Annotated in this window: 18 protein-coding genes; 3 read left to right on the top strand and 15 right to left on the bottom strand. The window is 64.8% G+C overall.

Annotated features, from left to right (window positions below):
• Nucleotides 1–13 precede the first annotated feature (13 nt).
• The 5 genes from DVO78_RS17565 to DVO78_RS17760 all read right to left on the bottom strand — a co-directional run bounded on the left by DVO78_RS17565 (nt 14) and on the right by DVO78_RS17760 (nt 3,401).
• Nucleotides 14–151 (bottom strand): hypothetical protein, encoded by a 138-nt coding sequence (locus DVO78_RS17565; protein ID WP_157983998.1) that lies wholly within the window; start codon nt 149–151, stop codon nt 14–16.
• Entirely contained in the window at nt 148–1,719 is a 1,572-nt protein-coding gene (locus DVO78_RS11070) for an MFS transporter (RefSeq protein WP_120004969.1), read from the bottom strand. Before DVO78_RS11070 ends, DVO78_RS17565 begins: the two co-directional genes overlap by 4 nt.
• Before the next feature lie 105 nt (nt 1,720–1,824).
• The gene (locus DVO78_RS11065) at nt 1,825–2,439 is read right to left on the bottom strand and encodes a class I SAM-dependent methyltransferase (protein ID WP_120004968.1); all 615 of its coding nucleotides are present in this window, start codon (nt 2,437–2,439) and stop codon (nt 1,825–1,827) included.
• The gene (locus DVO78_RS11060) at nt 2,439–3,146 is read right to left on the bottom strand and encodes an NAD(P)/FAD-dependent oxidoreductase (protein WP_202912169.1); all 708 of its coding nucleotides are present in this window, start codon (nt 3,144–3,146) and stop codon (nt 2,439–2,441) included. The genes DVO78_RS11065 and DVO78_RS11060 overlap by 1 nt, the downstream gene beginning before the upstream one ends.
• 27 nt (nt 3,147–3,173) lie before the next feature.
• On the bottom strand, nt 3,174–3,401 hold the full coding sequence (locus tag DVO78_RS17760; RefSeq protein ID WP_202912168.1) for an FAD-dependent oxidoreductase: 228 nt from the start codon (nt 3,399–3,401) through the stop codon (nt 3,174–3,176).
• A gap of 96 nt (nt 3,402–3,497) precedes the next feature.
• On the opposite strand from DVO78_RS17760, the gene DVO78_RS11055 reads away from it, so the two are divergent.
• Nucleotides 3,498–4,085 (top strand): helix-turn-helix domain-containing protein, encoded by a 588-nt coding sequence (locus tag DVO78_RS11055; RefSeq protein WP_120004967.1) that lies wholly within the window; start codon nt 3,498–3,500, stop codon nt 4,083–4,085.
• A gap of 158 nt (nt 4,086–4,243) precedes the next feature.
• Here DVO78_RS11055 and DVO78_RS11050 read toward each other — a convergent pair whose 3' ends face one another.
• Nucleotides 4,244–4,489, bottom strand: coding sequence for a PspC domain-containing protein (locus DVO78_RS11050; protein WP_120004966.1), 246 nt, complete (start codon nt 4,487–4,489; stop codon nt 4,244–4,246).
• A 112-nt stretch (nt 4,490–4,601) separates the two neighbouring features.
• A complete protein-coding gene (locus DVO78_RS11045; protein ID WP_238385263.1) occupies nt 4,602–5,042 on the bottom strand; it encodes an aldo/keto reductase in 441 nt (146 codons plus the stop codon).
• Between the two features lie 272 nt (nt 5,043–5,314).
• Between DVO78_RS11045 and DVO78_RS11040 the strand changes: the two genes are divergently transcribed.
• On the top strand, nt 5,315–5,740 hold the full coding sequence (locus tag DVO78_RS11040; protein WP_120004965.1) for a winged helix-turn-helix transcriptional regulator: 426 nt from the start codon (nt 5,315–5,317) through the stop codon (nt 5,738–5,740).
• Nucleotides 5,741–5,840: 100 nt separating this feature from the next.
• Here DVO78_RS11040 and DVO78_RS11035 read toward each other — a convergent pair whose 3' ends face one another.
• Complete coding sequence (locus DVO78_RS11035; protein WP_120004964.1) at nt 5,841–7,058, bottom strand: citrate synthase; 1,218 nt, start codon at nt 7,056–7,058, stop codon at nt 5,841–5,843.
• An 86-nt stretch (nt 7,059–7,144) separates the two neighbouring features.
• Here DVO78_RS11035 and DVO78_RS11030 point away from each other — a divergent pair, with 86 nt between their 5' ends.
• Complete coding sequence (locus DVO78_RS11030) at nt 7,145–8,296, top strand: citrate/2-methylcitrate synthase (protein WP_120004963.1); 1,152 nt, start codon at nt 7,145–7,147, stop codon at nt 8,294–8,296.
• Here the strand turns inward: DVO78_RS11030 and DVO78_RS11025 are convergent.
• From DVO78_RS11025 to DVO78_RS11000, 7 genes are all read right to left on the bottom strand, one after another.
• Nucleotides 8,293–9,516: an AI-2E family transporter gene (locus DVO78_RS11025; protein ID WP_238385262.1), complete on the bottom strand. Its 1,224-nt coding sequence runs from the start codon at nt 9,514–9,516 to the stop codon at nt 8,293–8,295. The genes DVO78_RS11030 and DVO78_RS11025 overlap by 4 nt on opposite strands.
• A gap of 184 nt (nt 9,517–9,700) precedes the next feature.
• Nucleotides 9,701–11,452: a DNA repair protein RecN gene (recN, locus tag DVO78_RS11020; protein WP_120004962.1), complete on the bottom strand. Its 1,752-nt coding sequence runs from the start codon at nt 11,450–11,452 to the stop codon at nt 9,701–9,703.
• Nucleotides 11,453–11,459: 7 nt separating this feature from the next.
• Nucleotides 11,460–12,410: an NAD kinase gene (locus DVO78_RS11015; RefSeq protein ID WP_120004961.1), complete on the bottom strand. Its 951-nt coding sequence runs from the start codon at nt 12,408–12,410 to the stop codon at nt 11,460–11,462.
• Between the two features lie 27 nt (nt 12,411–12,437).
• Entirely contained in the window at nt 12,438–13,283 is an 846-nt protein-coding gene (locus DVO78_RS11010) for a TlyA family RNA methyltransferase (RefSeq protein ID WP_120004960.1), read from the bottom strand.
• A 5-nt stretch (nt 13,284–13,288) separates the two neighbouring features.
• Nucleotides 13,289–13,453, bottom strand: a complete 165-nt coding sequence (locus DVO78_RS17560) for a hypothetical protein (RefSeq protein WP_157983997.1) — start codon at nt 13,451–13,453, stop codon at nt 13,289–13,291.
• The gene (locus DVO78_RS11005; RefSeq protein ID WP_120004959.1) at nt 13,450–14,265 is read right to left on the bottom strand and encodes an HAD-IIA family hydrolase; all 816 of its coding nucleotides are present in this window, start codon (nt 14,263–14,265) and stop codon (nt 13,450–13,452) included. Before DVO78_RS11005 ends, DVO78_RS17560 begins: the two co-directional genes overlap by 4 nt.
• Nucleotides 14,265–14,942, bottom strand: coding sequence for a tetratricopeptide repeat protein (locus DVO78_RS11000; protein WP_120004958.1), 678 nt, complete (start codon nt 14,940–14,942; stop codon nt 14,265–14,267). Before DVO78_RS11000 ends, DVO78_RS11005 begins: the two co-directional genes overlap by 1 nt.
• Between the last annotated feature and the right edge of the window lie 413 nt (nt 14,943–15,355).

Below are 15,355 nucleotides of genomic sequence, written 5' to 3'. Positions count from 1 at the left end.
CTGGGCTGGCTCCTTAGACTTCTGCGCGTTCGGCGAGCTGAGCGACGTTGGTGGTGTCGACATGTTCGCGCTCCGTTCCAGCGTGCTGTGTGGTCTCTTGGCTCTTTGCCGGTCTCAGCAGACGCAGAGGAGCTGTTTCTGAGGTTGTCATGGCAGGGGATTCTTGTCGCTGGAGATGGAGGCTGATGATGCCTTGGGACCGCGAAGAATGATGAAGAGCACGAGCACAGCCATAACCGCCACACCGGCCCACATGGCGTGCTGCCAACCGGCGATGAACGCATCCTGCGCAGCGGTGAGGATCTGCTCGGCGTGCTCGCCGGCCTCGAGGCTGACGGCGGTGGCATTGGCGATGCCCTCGCTGGCAGTGTCCGCCAAATCCGCTGGCACCCCGGTGAGACGACTGGAGATGGCACTCTGGTATCCGGCCACGAGCAGTCCGCCCAGCAGCGCGATGCCCAGTGCTGCGCCGAGTTCGCGGGTGAGGTCGTTCAGCGCGGAGGCCACGCCCTGCTGTTCTCGCGGCAGGGAGGAAGTGATGGCCTCGGTCGAGGGGGTCATCGCCAACCCGGCACCGAGGCCCATGGCGATCAGCCCGGGCAGGACGCTGAGGTATCCGCCGGAGGCTGAGACGAGAGAAGCCATCAGCGCCAGCCCTCCGGTGGCGATGCTGAGCCCGGTGACCATGGAGGCGCGGGCATCGATTCGTGCGGCCAGGCGGGGTGCGAGTCCGGAGGCGAGCATCATCAGCAGTGCCATCGGCATCAATCCAAGGGTGGCCAGTAGTCCGCTCCAGCCGAGGACGACTTGGAAGAAGGGGTAGAGGACCAGGGAGACTCCGCCCTGAACACCGAACAGGACCAGCAGCAGCGTGGTGCCGGAAGACAGGCCACGGGTGCGGAAGTGCCTGATGTCCAGCAGCGGGAACGGGGTGCGCAGTTCCCACAGCACGAACACGATCGTGGCGTTCACTGCCGCGATGAGCGGGACTAGAACCACCGGGTCAGTCCAGCCGAGTGATGGTGCTTCGTGCAGGGCGTAGGTGAATCCCACGGCGGCGATGATCGAGGTCAACGCACCGAGTAGATCGAACCGCCCCGGCGATGGCTCGCGGGAGTTCGGGACCGATGAGACGCTGATCAGGACCGAGGCCAGCGTCAGCGCGATCGGCAACGCGAACAGCCACCGCCAGGTCACGAGATCGACCAGCAGAGCCGAGAGGTACATCCCGAGGATGCCGCCGCCACCGGCGACCGCGGTCCACATGCCGATCGCCTTGGAACGTTCTTTGTCGGGGAACGATGAAGTGATCACCGACAGGGTGACCGGCATGATCATCGCCGCCCCGATGCCGCTGAGCAGGCGTGCTGTGAGCATGATCTCGGCGGTGGGTGCGATGGCGGCGGCGATGTTCGCGAGGCCGAAGACCGCAAGCCCTGCGGTCAGCACGGGCTTACGCCCGAGCCGGTCGCCCGCCGCACCCAGGGGCAGCAGCAGGGCTGCGAGGGTGAGGGTGTAGGTGTTGATGATCCACAGCACCTGCCCTTGGGAGGCGTCGAACGTCGTGGCCAGCTGTGGCTGGGCGACGTTGAGCCCTGAAACTGAGGCGACCACGGCCATCAGCGCGATACAGACCGCCCAGAGGATCGCGCGTCTGCGCCGGGGGTCGTCGATGACGGGCGCGGTGTCTGCTGTCGCCGCCGGCGAGGTGGAGGCCATAAGGGCGAGGTTCCTTTCAGGGTCGGCTCTGCCTGGCCGCTGCGGGGCAGGCTGAGACAGCGTCGAGGAGCGTCTCGGCACATTGAGGGACAGTGGAGGGAAGGGTCAGGTCAGCCGGTGGACCCGGACGATGACGTCACGCAGCTGAACCGCCCGGCCGCCGGGGTGGACGGTGCGGGTGTTCTCGCAGCTGGTTTCGATGCGCCAGTTCGGGGCGGGGAACAAGTCCGTGATCTCTGCGAGGGTCGCTGTGGCGCCCTCGGGGTGAGCGTGGCCACGATGCTCGTCTCCGTGGAGGTGCCCGACGATCAGGAGGGAGCCGCCGGGGACCACCCAGGACGCGATCCGCTGGTAGAGCGCGAGCTGGCCGGTCTCGGGGTGGGCGTAGTTGGTGATCACTAGGTCCCACTGCCGCTTCGGCTGCCAGCGGGCCAGATCCGCTTCAACCCACTCGATCCGGCCAGCTATTCCGGCATCTGCGGTGCGGGCCTGCGCGGTCGTCAGTGCTGTCGCAGAGATATCGGCACCGGTCACCTGCCAGCCCCGCTCTGCCAGCCACAGCGCCTCGGTCCCAGCCCCGCAGCCTGCATCCAGCGCGGTTCCTATCGGAAGGTCAATGGTCTCGGCTGGGAGGTAGGGGTTGACGGGCAGTTTCTGTCCTTGGCCTGCCGTCGCAGGTGCCCAGTGGTCTTCCCAGTAGGTCTTGTCGAACTGGTGCACTACCTCTCCTCCCCCGCGTCTGTTTTCGCGACGGCCTGCTCGGCCCGGGCGAAGACCAACTCAGTATTGATCGTCATCGCCACCCGCGCCCCGTTCGCCGCGGACTCGCTGACCTGCATCCCGGGGTTGACCACATTGCCTGCCGCCCACACCCCAGGCACCGAGGTGTGCCCAGCCGCATCGGCGACCACTGTGGTCCCCATCGCGTTCTCAGCCATTTCCGCACCCAGACCCTCGAGCCCGTCCAGACGCGCATGGGTGAGAGCGGGAACAGCAAGGGCTTCCAGTTCGATCCGTATCCCGTCATGTGTGAACACTGCTGCCAGCCGATCCTCGACAACGTCGATGCCACTGACCTCGCCCGAAACGGAAGTAATACCTACAGCGCGCAGCTTCTCCAGCTGCTCGGCAGGAAACTCCATGCCGTTGTCGAAGAACCACATGTGCTCGCTCCACTGGTGGAACAGCAGCGCCTGCATCGCCGACATCGGGCCGGTCGCCAGCAGCCCGATCCGCTGATCACGGATCTCCCACCCGTGGCAGTACGGGCAATGCACCACGTCCTGACCCCAACGTTGCGCTAGCCCGGGGACCGCAGGAAGCTCATCGTGCACCCCGGTGGCGATGAGCAACTGTCCAGCCCGGATCGTGGAGCCGTCATCCAGAAGCAGGGCGAAGCCATCCTCCGCCGAGCCCGATGCCTCCACGATGGTCGCCTCAACGATTACTGCACCCTAAGAAGCGGCCTCCTCACGGCCCTTTTCCAGAAGCTGGAGCGGGTTGACGCCTTCCTGGCCCAGAAGCCCGTGCGCCGCGGAGGCGGGGGCGTTCCTCGGCTGCCCCGCGTCGATCACGATCACACTGCGGCGTGCTCGGGCGAGCGTCAGTGCCGCACTCAGCCCGGCGGAACCACCGCCGATGATCGTCACCTCCCAGACATGTTCGCCCTGCGCTGTTCTCATGACGCTGCCCTCCTGTCATTCACTGATATCTGAACCAGGATCACCTCCACCACGAGTAACTGGCAAATATTCTTGCCAAATGGCAAAGTAGTAGCCATGGACGATCCCACAGACCAGACTCTCGACTCTCTCGGACCCCGGCTCAAGAACCTGCGGCTGCGCCGCGATGTCACCCTGACCACCCTCGCCGAAGCAACGGGGATCTCCACCAGCACTTTGTCCCGGCTGGAGGCGGGACTGCGCCGGCCCACCCTGGAACAGCTTCTGCCCCTGGCGCGCTACTACGGAGTCACCATCGACTCTCTGGTGGATGCGCCCCGCACCGCCAACCCCCGCATCGATCTGCGCCCCATGTCATGCACGGACGGATCAGTCATCATCCCGCTCACCCGCCGCCCCGGAGGCATCCAGGCCTACAAATTCGTCCTCCCAGCAGGCAAAGACGACGACGTTCCCGACCTTCGCTCCCACGAAGGATACGACTGGGCCTACGTCCTCAACGGCACCCTGCGCCTGGTCCTCGGCGACCAAGACCTGCTCTTACAGACAGGTGAAGCAGCCGAGTTCGACACCCGCACCCCACACTGGTTCGGAGCCACCAGCTCCGGGCCGGTCGAATACCTCAGCCTCGTCGGACGGCAGGGCCAACGCGCCCATATCCGCACCTCCACTGACCATCATTAGAGCCCACGGAGATGCGTCGAGGTCCTGAACCAGACCGATCACTGCTCAGTACACGAAACCTTCCGCACGCGCCGGTACGCCCAGAGGCAGAAACGTCAGGACCCCGGCACCAACGGCATAAGACTCAAAGAGGGGCACCGGCAGGCCTCTACCGGCACCTAACGTGGGCTGCTCAGAGCCCGTTCCAGTGGGATGCTTTCGTCCTGCCACGGTGTGAGAGCCCAGACCAGAAAGTAGAGTCCCACGCCGACCACCGGGAGCAGGAAGGACAGGAGGACCAGGAGCCGAGTCAGCCACACGTTGATGCCCAACCCCTCGGCGATGCCTCCCGCGATACCCCCGAGAAGACGCCGCGGGCCACGGCGAAAGCCAAGGCTTCGAATGGAATCAAAGAAACGTTTCACCTCACTGACACTACGCCGATCCCCCGTCCACGACAAGAAGAGGCTGATCTCAGCACATGACGCCCTTTAGCCGTTCAGAGCCTCCCAGAGTGTCCACGCTCTTGCACTGGCTTCACGAGACAGTGGCGGTGATGTTCTGTTCAAGGGCGTCCAGCTCGGCCACGTCCTGAGCTGACATCGAGATGCCCGCACCTCTGATGTTGTCCCGCAGATGCGCCACTTTCGAGGTGCCGGAGATCAGCGGATGTTCGGGGAACGCTGCAGCAGCCATGCCAGGGCCGGCGGCGACGCCCATGCGCATGTTCACCAGATCGACAGTCTCCACCCCCAGGGATTCGAGGTTCTGGTGAACCTGCTGGCGCAGATCCTCTGGCCGACGGGCCGTGGGCCAGCCACCTTCGGCGTCACGGGTCGCGCCGACCTTGGTGGCGATGAACACAGACTCCGGGTAGGGGTGCAGTGCTTCTCGGAACAGTTGCTTCGTGATGAGGGGCCCGTAGGCATCACTGGTGTCTATGTGGGTGATGCCTTGCTCGGCTGCTTCTCGCAGCACCGCGATCGCTGCGCTGTGGTCAGCCGGCGCCCCATGCCCAGGGACCCGCGAGCTGCATGGCCCCGTATCCGAAACGGGTCACCGTCTGATCACCCAGGGTCCAGGTGCCGCCGGGAAGCGGGGAAGAAACAGTACTCATCGTGTTGCCTTTCATGATGCCGATTAAAGGGTGGCGTTCTGAGCGCCCATGAATCAGCATTGGAGAGCAACTCTCCTAGGGGAAGTAGGCACTTTGAGGTGCGTTACCCCCGTCCAGTCGAAAGGTGATGGTCATGGCCACGATGAGCGCGGCCCGGAAACGGGCCCAGGCGAAGACCGAGTACAACGCGTTTCTGGCGGTATGCCCGAGCCGCCGGCTGCTTGACAGGCTCTCGGACAGATGGGTCGTGCTGGTCCTGTGCGCGCTCGGAGGTGACGGCACAGGCCACCCCGATGTGGCCACCTCGATGCGCTACTCAGAACTGGCTCGTCAGCTCGCCGGGGTCAGCCAGAAGATGCTCACCCAGACGCTGCGCTCCTTGGAGCGTGACGGCCTGATCACCCGCACGGTGACCCCCACAGTGCCGGTCACCGTGGACTATGAGCTCACCGACCTCGGCCTCTCTCTGTACCAGACCACCCGCCAGCTCAGAACCTGGGCACAAGATCACATGGATGACATTCAAGAACACCGAGACGAATACGACGCAGCACAGTAGGGATTTCTATCCAGCGAAGCCTCGCTTCGGCCCACCCTCCGGCCTGCCATGAGGCACCGTGTGCACGAGATCACCGATCTCAAGGCATCCCACCCCCGACTCATGGCCCGGTATAGCGCCCTTGGGGCCGCAGCCTCAGGGGTTTCTCGGCGTATTCGGAGATGGCGTGCGCGATCCACCCCACTGAGCGGCCCAGTCCGAAAAGAAGAGACCCGTCGCTGTCGTTCATGTCTCCAGCGACGGTCACCGCAGCCAGCGCCAAGTCGACATTGGGCCTCAGCTGGCTACGTTGGGCCACCTCCTCGGTCAGTGCATCGACGGCGGCAGAAACCTCAGACCCACGAGGCAGGCCGGGGACGAACTGCAGCAGTGTTCGCGCTCGCGAATCGCCGTCGGCGTAGAGGAAGTGGCCGAAACCTGGAAGGCGTGCGCCCGTTGTGCTGATCGCCTCGCCGAGAGCGCGCTCGGCGGAGTGCCCATCAAGCACCGAACGGACCAGCAGGGCGGCGGATACGCTGGCATTTCCGTGCAGAGGAGAGGCGAACGCGCCTAGCGCGCTGGTGATCACCGAGTAGCCGCTGGCGCGCCCGGAGGCTGCGATGCGCCCCGACAGGGTGGAGATGGCCAGGTCATGATCGATGGTCAACACGAGGGCGGCATTGAGGGCGCGGATGTGCTGTGGCTGAGGCGGGTGAGGTGAAAGTGCCCGCCACAGCACCTCTGCGACCGTATGCTCCTCCGGCGGGAGATGACCACCGAGCAGAAGGCGCGGCACACCCAGCAGAAACCGCGCACCAGCACGTTGCAGGGCCTCTGGCGAGATCTCCTCCCGCCACGGGTCGCTCATGCCGAGGCCAGCAGCCGACAGGTTCAGCTGGTCGATACGACTGGCCCCGGCCGGCAGGCTCTGCAGAAACGCCATAGTCTGAGCAAGGTCCTTCGCCGTAGGCGGTGACAAGGCCGTCTCCCAGTCACCGGACCAGATCCACGCCGCGACACGCTCGACTGGACGACTCTTCACCAGATCGCTTGCCCGCTGGCCGCGCAGATACAGCTCATCGTCTTCGACCATCGCCAGATCTGTATCGAGCATCACCAGCGGTCTGGCGGCCACCGACCCTCGGCGGAACACTGACCTGGGCTTGCGCCTGGCGGCGAACTCCTCGACGTCGAGCGGACGGAACCGAGACCCTTCCGGGCTGCGCACGCGAGCGAGCTGCCCACGCGATACATAGGCATAGAGCGTCTCGACCTTGATGCCGAGGCGTCCGGCGACCTCGTCTGAGGTCAGCAGGCGGGGTTCATCAGCAGGGTTCACATTGATCCAATCAACATTGATTCATTTCTGCTCATGATTAGACCATGGATCGACCACGTATCAGCCCGATGAAAAAGGAGCGAACCATGAGCGCCGAGCGCATGGATGACACCCTGATCGATGTCCCAAGGGGTTTGACCAACGTCGCTGTCACCGAGACCGCCATCAGCCAGGTTCGCGGTCACCAGGGCTACTACCAGTACCGGGACCGGTCGGCCATCGACGTTGCCCAGACCGCCACGTTCGAGCAGGCCTGGCAGCTGCTTGTCCACGGGAGACCGCCCGAGGGCGAGGCGCTGCGCCAGTTCGCCGCAACTACCCAGCACAACCACCACGGGCTGGTCCGCGAGGTGACACAAGCAGTCACCACAGCCTCCACAGCAGGCTCGCTCGATGCCATGAGCGGGCTGAAGGCCGCACTGCCGCTGATTGCCCAGGAACTCGGTATGCAGCCGCTGTACGATCTTGACGATCAACGGCGACGGGAGAATGCCGATGTGCTCATTGCGCTGACCTCGGATCTGCTCGCTTCGTTCCACCGGATCAGCAAGGACGACGACGCCGGCGCGCCTGCCTCAGGGGACGGTCTGGTGGATCGATATCTGCATCGGATCACGGGGGCGGCACCTGATGCTGCCTGTGAACGGGCACTGACGTCCTACCTGGTGGCGGCCATGGAGCACGGCTTCAATGCCTCCACCTTCACCGCCCGGGTCATCGCCTCGACCGGTGCCGACCTCGCCTCCTGCCTGGCGGGCGCACTGGGGTCGCTGACCGGCCCGCTTCACGGTGGTGCCCCGTCCAGGGCGCTTGACGCTCTTGATCAGGCAGAAAGTGCCGAGGGCGGCGTCGAAGGCTGGTTGCGAGCAGAAATCTCTGCAGGTCACCGGATCATGGGTTTCGGCCATCCGGTGTACCGGACCGTGGACCCGCGGTCGCAGATGCTCAAGCAGATCGTCACCGACTTGGGTGGTCCCCGGGTCCAGGCGGCTCTGGAGTTCGAACAGGCCGCCCAACAGGTGCTGACCGAGCTCAAGCCCGGCCGGGCCCTGCACACCAATCTTGAGTTCTATGCATCGGTCCTCATGGAGCGGTGCGGGATTCCACCGGAGATGTTCACCGCGACTTTTGCCGTCGGCCGAGTGGTGGGGTGGACCGCGCACATCCTGGAACAGGCACGTGACTCCAAAATCATCCGGCCCTCGGCACGGTTCACCGGTCCGGAGATCGAGCTCTAGCGCTTCTCCGCTTCCGGGGTTTCGGCTTCGCTTTCCTCGTCGCTGGAGCCTTCCTCCTCTGCCCGCCGGGTGCCCTTCAACAGGCGCGGGTAACGCATGCGTTGGTACTTCCATCGCTCAGCCATGCTCGCTTTGGACCCCGCACGGTCCTTGTCAGCCAGCGGATCCGGCCCGAGCACGGGGTCGTCGCCGGATTGGTAGGTCTCCGTCCACACTTGGATGACCGACCACGCCACGGCGGTGAGCGGCACGGCAAGAATGGCCCCGAAGATGCCGCCGACGAAAGTGCCGACTGTCAGCGCGAGAAGGACGACGAGCGCGTGCAGGCTCAGGGTTCGGCCCATGACCACAGGCTGGAGGAGATTTCCCTCGATCTGGTTGACTGCGACCACGATTGCGACCACGATCAGTGCCACGACAAGGCCATTGGTCACCAGTGCCACCAGGGCAGCGAGGGTTCCAGCTATTGTTGCTCCGATGATCGGCAGGAAAGAACCGACGAACACGATGACGGCCAGTGGCAGTGCCAAAGGCACTCCGAGAATCGCCAGGCCAATGCCGATGAACACCGCATCGACGGCAGCGATCAGCGCCGTGCCTCGCACGTAGCCGCCAAGCACCTGGACTGCCCGGTCCCCGGACTCGGCGAGCTTGGCGCGGATTCGGCCCTGGAACCACCGTAAGGTGAAGTTCCATATCTTAGGTCCGTCCTTGAGGAAGAAGAACAGCACGACGACGATCAGCACCACCCCGGTCACCACTTGAGTGGCCGCGGAGATCCCGCTGATGGCTCCGCCGATGAACGCGTCACTGGTGACGAACTCGGCGGCTTCCTGCAATGCGGCGTCAACAGTGGCCATGTCGATGGGCAGCGGCCCGTCCATGATGAACTGTTGCAGCTCTTCCCAGCCCTCCACCGCGGAGGCGGTCAGCTCATCCCATTGGCTGGTGACCGCGAAAACGACGCCGGTGACCACACCACCTGCCAGAATCACGATGCCTAAAAGCGCAGTCAGTGTGGCCAGGAGGCTGGACCACCCTTTGGTCTTGAGCCACTTCACCGCCGGATAAACGGCCGAAGCAAGGATGAGCGCGACGAGTAAGGCGATCACGACCACCGAGACGCGCAGCAGAAGCCATATCAGGCCCGCGAGCAGCGCAGTGATGAGCAGCAGCTGGGCAGCACGCGAGCCAGCCCTTCCCAACGCGTCAGACCACACTGTGGTAGTCGAGGATCTGGCGCGATCTGTCTCAGAGGGTGATGATCTCTGTTCAGGATTCGACGGGTGTGACATCGTGACCTCTCCTGCCTGGTATGAGCAGTTGGTGTGCACCTGATTATGCGGCATCTTCCTGAATCCGCCCATCGAGGTCTTCAACCGTCCAGACGGGTGTGAGCATTGCCTAGGATGAGCCCGCCGTTTCCGCTGCGGCGGCAGTCAGCAGTTCATCGGCGTGGGCACGGGCAGATGCGGAGTCCTCCTGGCCGGCCAGCATCCGGGCCAGCTCACCGATGCGGTCCTGATGGTCCAATGACCGGACATCGGAGGCGGTGACTCCAGCTGTGGCGTCGGAGGTTTTGTGCACCCGGATGTGGTTGTCCGCATAAGCGGCCACCTGCGGAAGGTGAGTGACCACAATGACTTGGGCGTGGTCAGCCAGTGCGGCCAGCCGCCTGCCGATCTGCACGGCGGCCTTCCCGCCGACCCCGGCGTCGACCTCGTCGAAGATGAAAGTCCCGGTCTGCTGCTGCTCAGCCAGCACCACCTCCAGGGCGAGCATCACCCGGGAGAGCTCACCGCCGGAGGCTCCTTTGCCCAGCGGCAGCGGCGCAGCGCCGGAATGCGGGCTCAGCAGAAGCTCCACGGTGTCCGCGCCGTACTGGATGAGCTGGTCTGTGGTCTCCACCTGCACCACGAGGCGCGCCTGGGGCATGGCCAGGGCGGCCAGCTCCCCGGCCACTGCCTCACCGAGCCGCTCCCCCGCCTGCTGGCGGCGGTGCCTCAGCTCGGCAGCGGAGGTCCACAGGTCGGATTCCAGCTGCTGCAACGCTGCGCCGAGCTCCTCGATCCGGTCGCTGTCCGACTGCAGGGTGGACAGCCTCTCCCGGGAGGCCGAGGCCCAGGCCAGCACATCGTCAACCTCGGGACCGTAGAGCCGCAGCAGCTTATCGATCTCTGCGCGCCGGGAGTGGATCTCAGCCAGCCGCTCCGGGCCGGTCTCGTCCAGGCCAGCTGCGTAGACCCCCAGCTGCGATGCCGCATCGGAGAGCAGCGCGGACACCTCACCGAGCTGCCTGGAGATCTCCGCGAGTTCCTGATCCTGGTCCAGGACTGCCGAGAGGGAGGACGCCGCCGCCTCCAGCAGTTCTGCGGCATTGGGCCCTGCGTCGATCACCTCAGCGGCATCTCCTCCGGAGAGCGCGGTCTGGGCGGTTCGGGCAGCGTCGCGGAGGGACTCGATGTTCTCCAGCCGCATCGATTCGGCTTTGAGCTGCGCGTCCTCGCCCGGCACCGGGTCAACAGCGTCGATGGCCTCCAGCGCCTGCTGGAGATGCTCGGCCTCCCGGCGGCGCTCCAGCTCGTGGACGGTGATCTCCTCCAGCTCGGCCTTCTTCCGCTGGTACGTCTCGAACTTTTCCTGGAAGTCAGCAAGCAATTGGGCGAACTCAGCACCGGCGTAGGAGTCCAGGGCCGCCCGCTGGGCGGCCGCGGTTTTCAGGCGAAGCTGGTCGCTCTGTCCGTGAACGGTGACCAGCTCTGCACCGACTTGTCCGAGCACTGAGACCGGTACCGCCCGTCCGGAGAGGCTGGCACGGCTGCGTCCCTTGGCGCTGACCGCCCGGCCCAGCAGAAGCGGTTCCTGGCGTGGCGAGTCACCGGTGTCATCCTCGCCCAGAAGTGCCCCGGCCTCAGCCGCACGGGCACGGGCCGGGTGGTCGTCCGGCACATGGACCTCCGCGTCGACGGCAGCCTTTGCCGCACCCGAACGTACCGTGGAGGCTTCCGAACGGGCACCCAGCAGCAGCCCGAAGGCGGTGACCACCATGGTTTTGCCCGCACCGGTCTCCCCGGTCACCACGTTGAGCCCAGGGGCCAGGTCAAGCTCGGCGCGCTCGATCACACCCAGATCGCTGATGCTCAGATGCTCGATCACCTCGGGCTCACACCTCCCCACCGGCGTCCAGGGAGGGAAGAGTGTCGGAGGCTTCCACAGGGCCGCGCCAACCGGTGGTGGGAAGGTTGAACTTGTCCACCAGCCGCTGGGAGAACGGAGTCTGCCGCACGCGAGCCAGCAGAACCGGCTGGTCAGAGCGGGTCACCTCGACGCGTGCTCCCACCGGCAGCTCCATTGACCGGCTACCGTCGCACCAGAGGATTCCCGGTTCCTCACCCCGGGCCAGCAGCTCAACACCCATCACCGAATCGGGGTCCACCACCAAGGGCCGGGCGAAGAGTGCGTGGGCTGAGATCGGCACCATGACCAGCGCCTGCACCTCTGGCCAGACCACCGGTCCACCGGCGGAGAAAGCGTAAGCGGTGGAGCCGGTGGGAGTCGACATGACCACCCCGTCGCAGCCGAACGCTGAGACCGGGGCGCCGTCGATCTCTATCACCAGTTCGATCATCCGCTGGCGGGAGTCTTTTTCGATGCTGGCCTCGTTCAGCGCCCAGCTGGAGCCCAGATGCTTATCAGCCTGCCAGACTTGGACATCGAGAGTCATCCGCTCCTCAACCGTGTAGTTCTGATCGATGACCCACTGCACCGACTCATCCAGCTGAGTGTGCTCGGACTCTGCCAGGAACCCCACATGTCCCAGATTGATCCCCATCAGTGGCACCCCGGCGCTGCGCACCCGGTCTGCGGCACGCAGGATGGATCCGTCTCCGCCGAGCACCATGCCGATCTCACACGCCGGCAGGGGGACCTCACGCTCAGCCACGGCGACGTTGGCTGCTGCCAGCTGATCGCCGGCCACTGCGGTGATAGCCTCAAGGTCGCTGTCAAGCAGAACCGGGCGGAGACCTGCGGCGTGGAGGTTCTGGGCCACGGTGACTGCGGCGTCCACAGCGTCGCGCCGCCCGGTGTGGGCCAGTACGAGTACTGCTCGCATGCTCCGTCCTCCTTCAGCTGTTCTCACTCAACCGGCCGGGTCGCCGAACTCGACAGCCTCTAGTCCAATCCTGTCAAGGTCAACGGTCTCCAGCCTATCGTCCGAATAGGCGTCTTCCCCGGCAGAGGGCGATCGCGCCCACAGAAAGAACTCCGCGTTGCCGTCCTGACCGGGCAGCGGGGAGCGGGCGACTCCTCTGACGTTCAGCCCCGCCTGGCCTGCAGCGACGACCGCCCCTTCGAGTGCTTCGCGGCGCAGCTCCGGACTGGTAACCACTCCGGACCTTCCCAGCCGCTGGCGCCCGATCTCGAATTGCGGCTTGATCATCAGCACCAGATCCGCCCCAGGTGCCGCCTGCTGGGCCAGTGAGTCCACCACCAGACGCAGAGAGATGAAAGACAGGTCCGCCACGATCAGTCCGAACCGCTCGCCCAGATCACCGGGAGCCACGTAGCGCAGGTTGGCTCCTTCAACGTTGCTCACCCTGGGATCCTGACGCAGCTGGTCAGCCAGCTGTCCGTGCCCGACGTCGGCGGCGACCACATGGTTAGCACCGCGGCTGAGCAGCACCTGGGTGAACCCGCCGGTGGAAGCGCCGGCGTCCAGGCACCTCATCCCTGAGGGGTCGATCTCTCTGAAGGCGTCCAGAGCGCCCATGAGCTTATACGCTGCCCGGCTCACCCAGGGGTCCTGCTGGGTGAGCGCGAGCCTCTGACCGGCCCGGATTTTGGCTGAGACCTTGGTCGCGACGACGCCGTCCACCGTGACCTTCCCGGCGTTGATGAGCTGATGTGCCCGAGTACGGCTGTGCACCAGTCCCCTGTTCACCAGTGTCTTATCCAGCCTCTGGGTACTTTGCGAGCTCTCCGCCATAGCCTCTACTCTCTGGCGGTGGCGTTGAGCTTCTCGCTCAGGCTGCGGTGCAGGGCCTCCGCCTGGCGGATCTGCTCCTCGACCTGCTCCACGGTCAGTGCCACAGCGTCTGCCGCGGCATCGTTCTCTGCGGTCTGCGGTCGATTCTGCTCGGTGCCGGGCTCGTTCATGACGATCCTAAGCTCTGATGTTTGCCGTTGAAGAGATCCTGGAGTGTGCTGAGAAGCCAGTCGGGACGCTCCCGGCCCTGAGCAGCACGGGCTTCTGCCTCAGTGGTGGCACCGGTGAGGACCAGTGCGGTGCTGTATCCAGCACGGTTGCCGCCAAGGATGTCGGTGTCGAGACGATCTCCGATCACCAGTGGACGTTTCAGCTCAAAGGCCTCGGCAGCTTGGCTGAACATCTCTGGCTCTGGTTTGCCTGCTGCCTGGGGGCGTTGGCCGGTGGCGAAGCTGACCGCCTCCACCAGGGCACCGTTGGCCGGAGCGAGACCACGTTCTCGCGGTACGCTGCGGTCCAGGTTGGTGGCGAACCATCTAGCTCCGTGGTTAATGGCGTAGGAGGCCTCGGCCAGATCCAGCCAGGAGAGTGTGGGCTCGAACCCCTGGATGACAGCCTCTGGCGCTTCGTCGGCAGAGGTGACGAGGCTATAGCCGGCCTGACGGCACAGAGCCCGCAGAGAGTCGCTTCCGGTCACCAGCACCTTTGCGGGGGCGGGCACATAGCGGCTCATCAAGCGCACACCGGCCGGTGCGGAGCCATAGACTTCCTGAGGCTCGGCGGGGATGCCTAATTCGACCAGATGGTGAGCGATCTGCTCCGCGGAGCGGGAAGCGTTATTGGTGACGAAGGCACAGGGCACTTCTCGCCGTTTGAGCTCGTCAATGGCCTCACAGGCACCCGGGACTGCCTCCGGGCCGGCGTAGAGCACGCCGTCGAGGTCAAAGAGTGCACCATCGTAGTCGTCGATGAGGGAGTTCATCAGCGCTGGGCTGGCCGTTCATGAACGGGAAGCACGTCCTTGACCCGTGGCATCAGCTGTTCGTCTTCGTCCTCCTCGTCGAAGTCGAGGATCTCTGGGTCCTCGAAAGCTCCTGTTCCCAGTGCTCTTTCGGCCACTGAGACTTGGTGACGCCATCGCTGAGCCTGTTCGTCACGTCCGAGCGCTTCCAGCAGCTCCGAGTAGGCTGCGTAGAGCCGCGGACTGAACGGGTAAGCCCGGTTGATGTCCAGCTCTGGGATTTCTAGGGCTTCAAGTGCTGCGACCAGGTCGCCCCTGTCTTGGTACGCCCCGGAGAGTACCATGGCCATTTCAGCACGGGCTGGACCAGTGAGTTTTTGCGCCTCGGGCTCCTGGGCGAGTTCAATGGCTTTATCCGGCTTCCCCGTGCCACGCAGGCAGTCGACCATCACCGGCAAGTGGGTCTGGTCGCCGCTGATCCGCCGATAGGTGCGGAGCTCCCGCAGTGCTTCCGCATAGTCGCCTGCGGCGTAGGCTGTCAGTCCGACGGCTTCGCGCACGACAGCCAGCCGCCCTCCACGCCGTGACGCCGCCAGCGCATGCTCGAAAGCCAGCTGAGAATCGATGTCCAGCAGACGGCCGGCCATCACCAGGTGCTTGGCTACCCATTTGCGATTGGTGTCAGTCAGCGTGGTCAACTGCCGAGCGGCTTCGCGGTCGAGTTCCTTCCCCGTGACGTCATCGTCTATTTCCGGAGATCTCTCACGATCTTCGCTGTTCGACCGACGTAGATCCCTTGGGTTGCGCGAAAGGATCTCGTGCTCTTGCACCGTTTGTCCGGGGCGGTAGTTCCTCTCCCGCGGCCTACCGCGGTCGGAGCCTGCCGACCGGCTGTTCTTCGGCCTTCTACGCTGACCGTCCTCGCTCTGATGCCGTTGCTTCACCGGTACAGAATACCCGGCAACGAGCGTAGCCCCGAATCGCTCAATTTAAATAAAGAATCCTCTGAGAATCAACGTCATTGGTGATTCTCAGAGGATTCTTTTTTATGTTGTGTCCGGCGGTGTCCTACTCTCCCACACTCTTTCGGGTGCAGTACCATCGGCGCTGT

Source organism: Nesterenkonia muleiensis (assembly GCF_003600155.1).
In the GTDB taxonomy this organism is placed as follows: domain Bacteria; phylum Actinomycetota; class Actinomycetes; order Actinomycetales; family Micrococcaceae; genus Nesterenkonia; species Nesterenkonia muleiensis.
The sequence above is the reverse complement of the archived record's forward strand: the minus strand, read 5'-3'. Positions and strand labels throughout refer to the sequence as shown.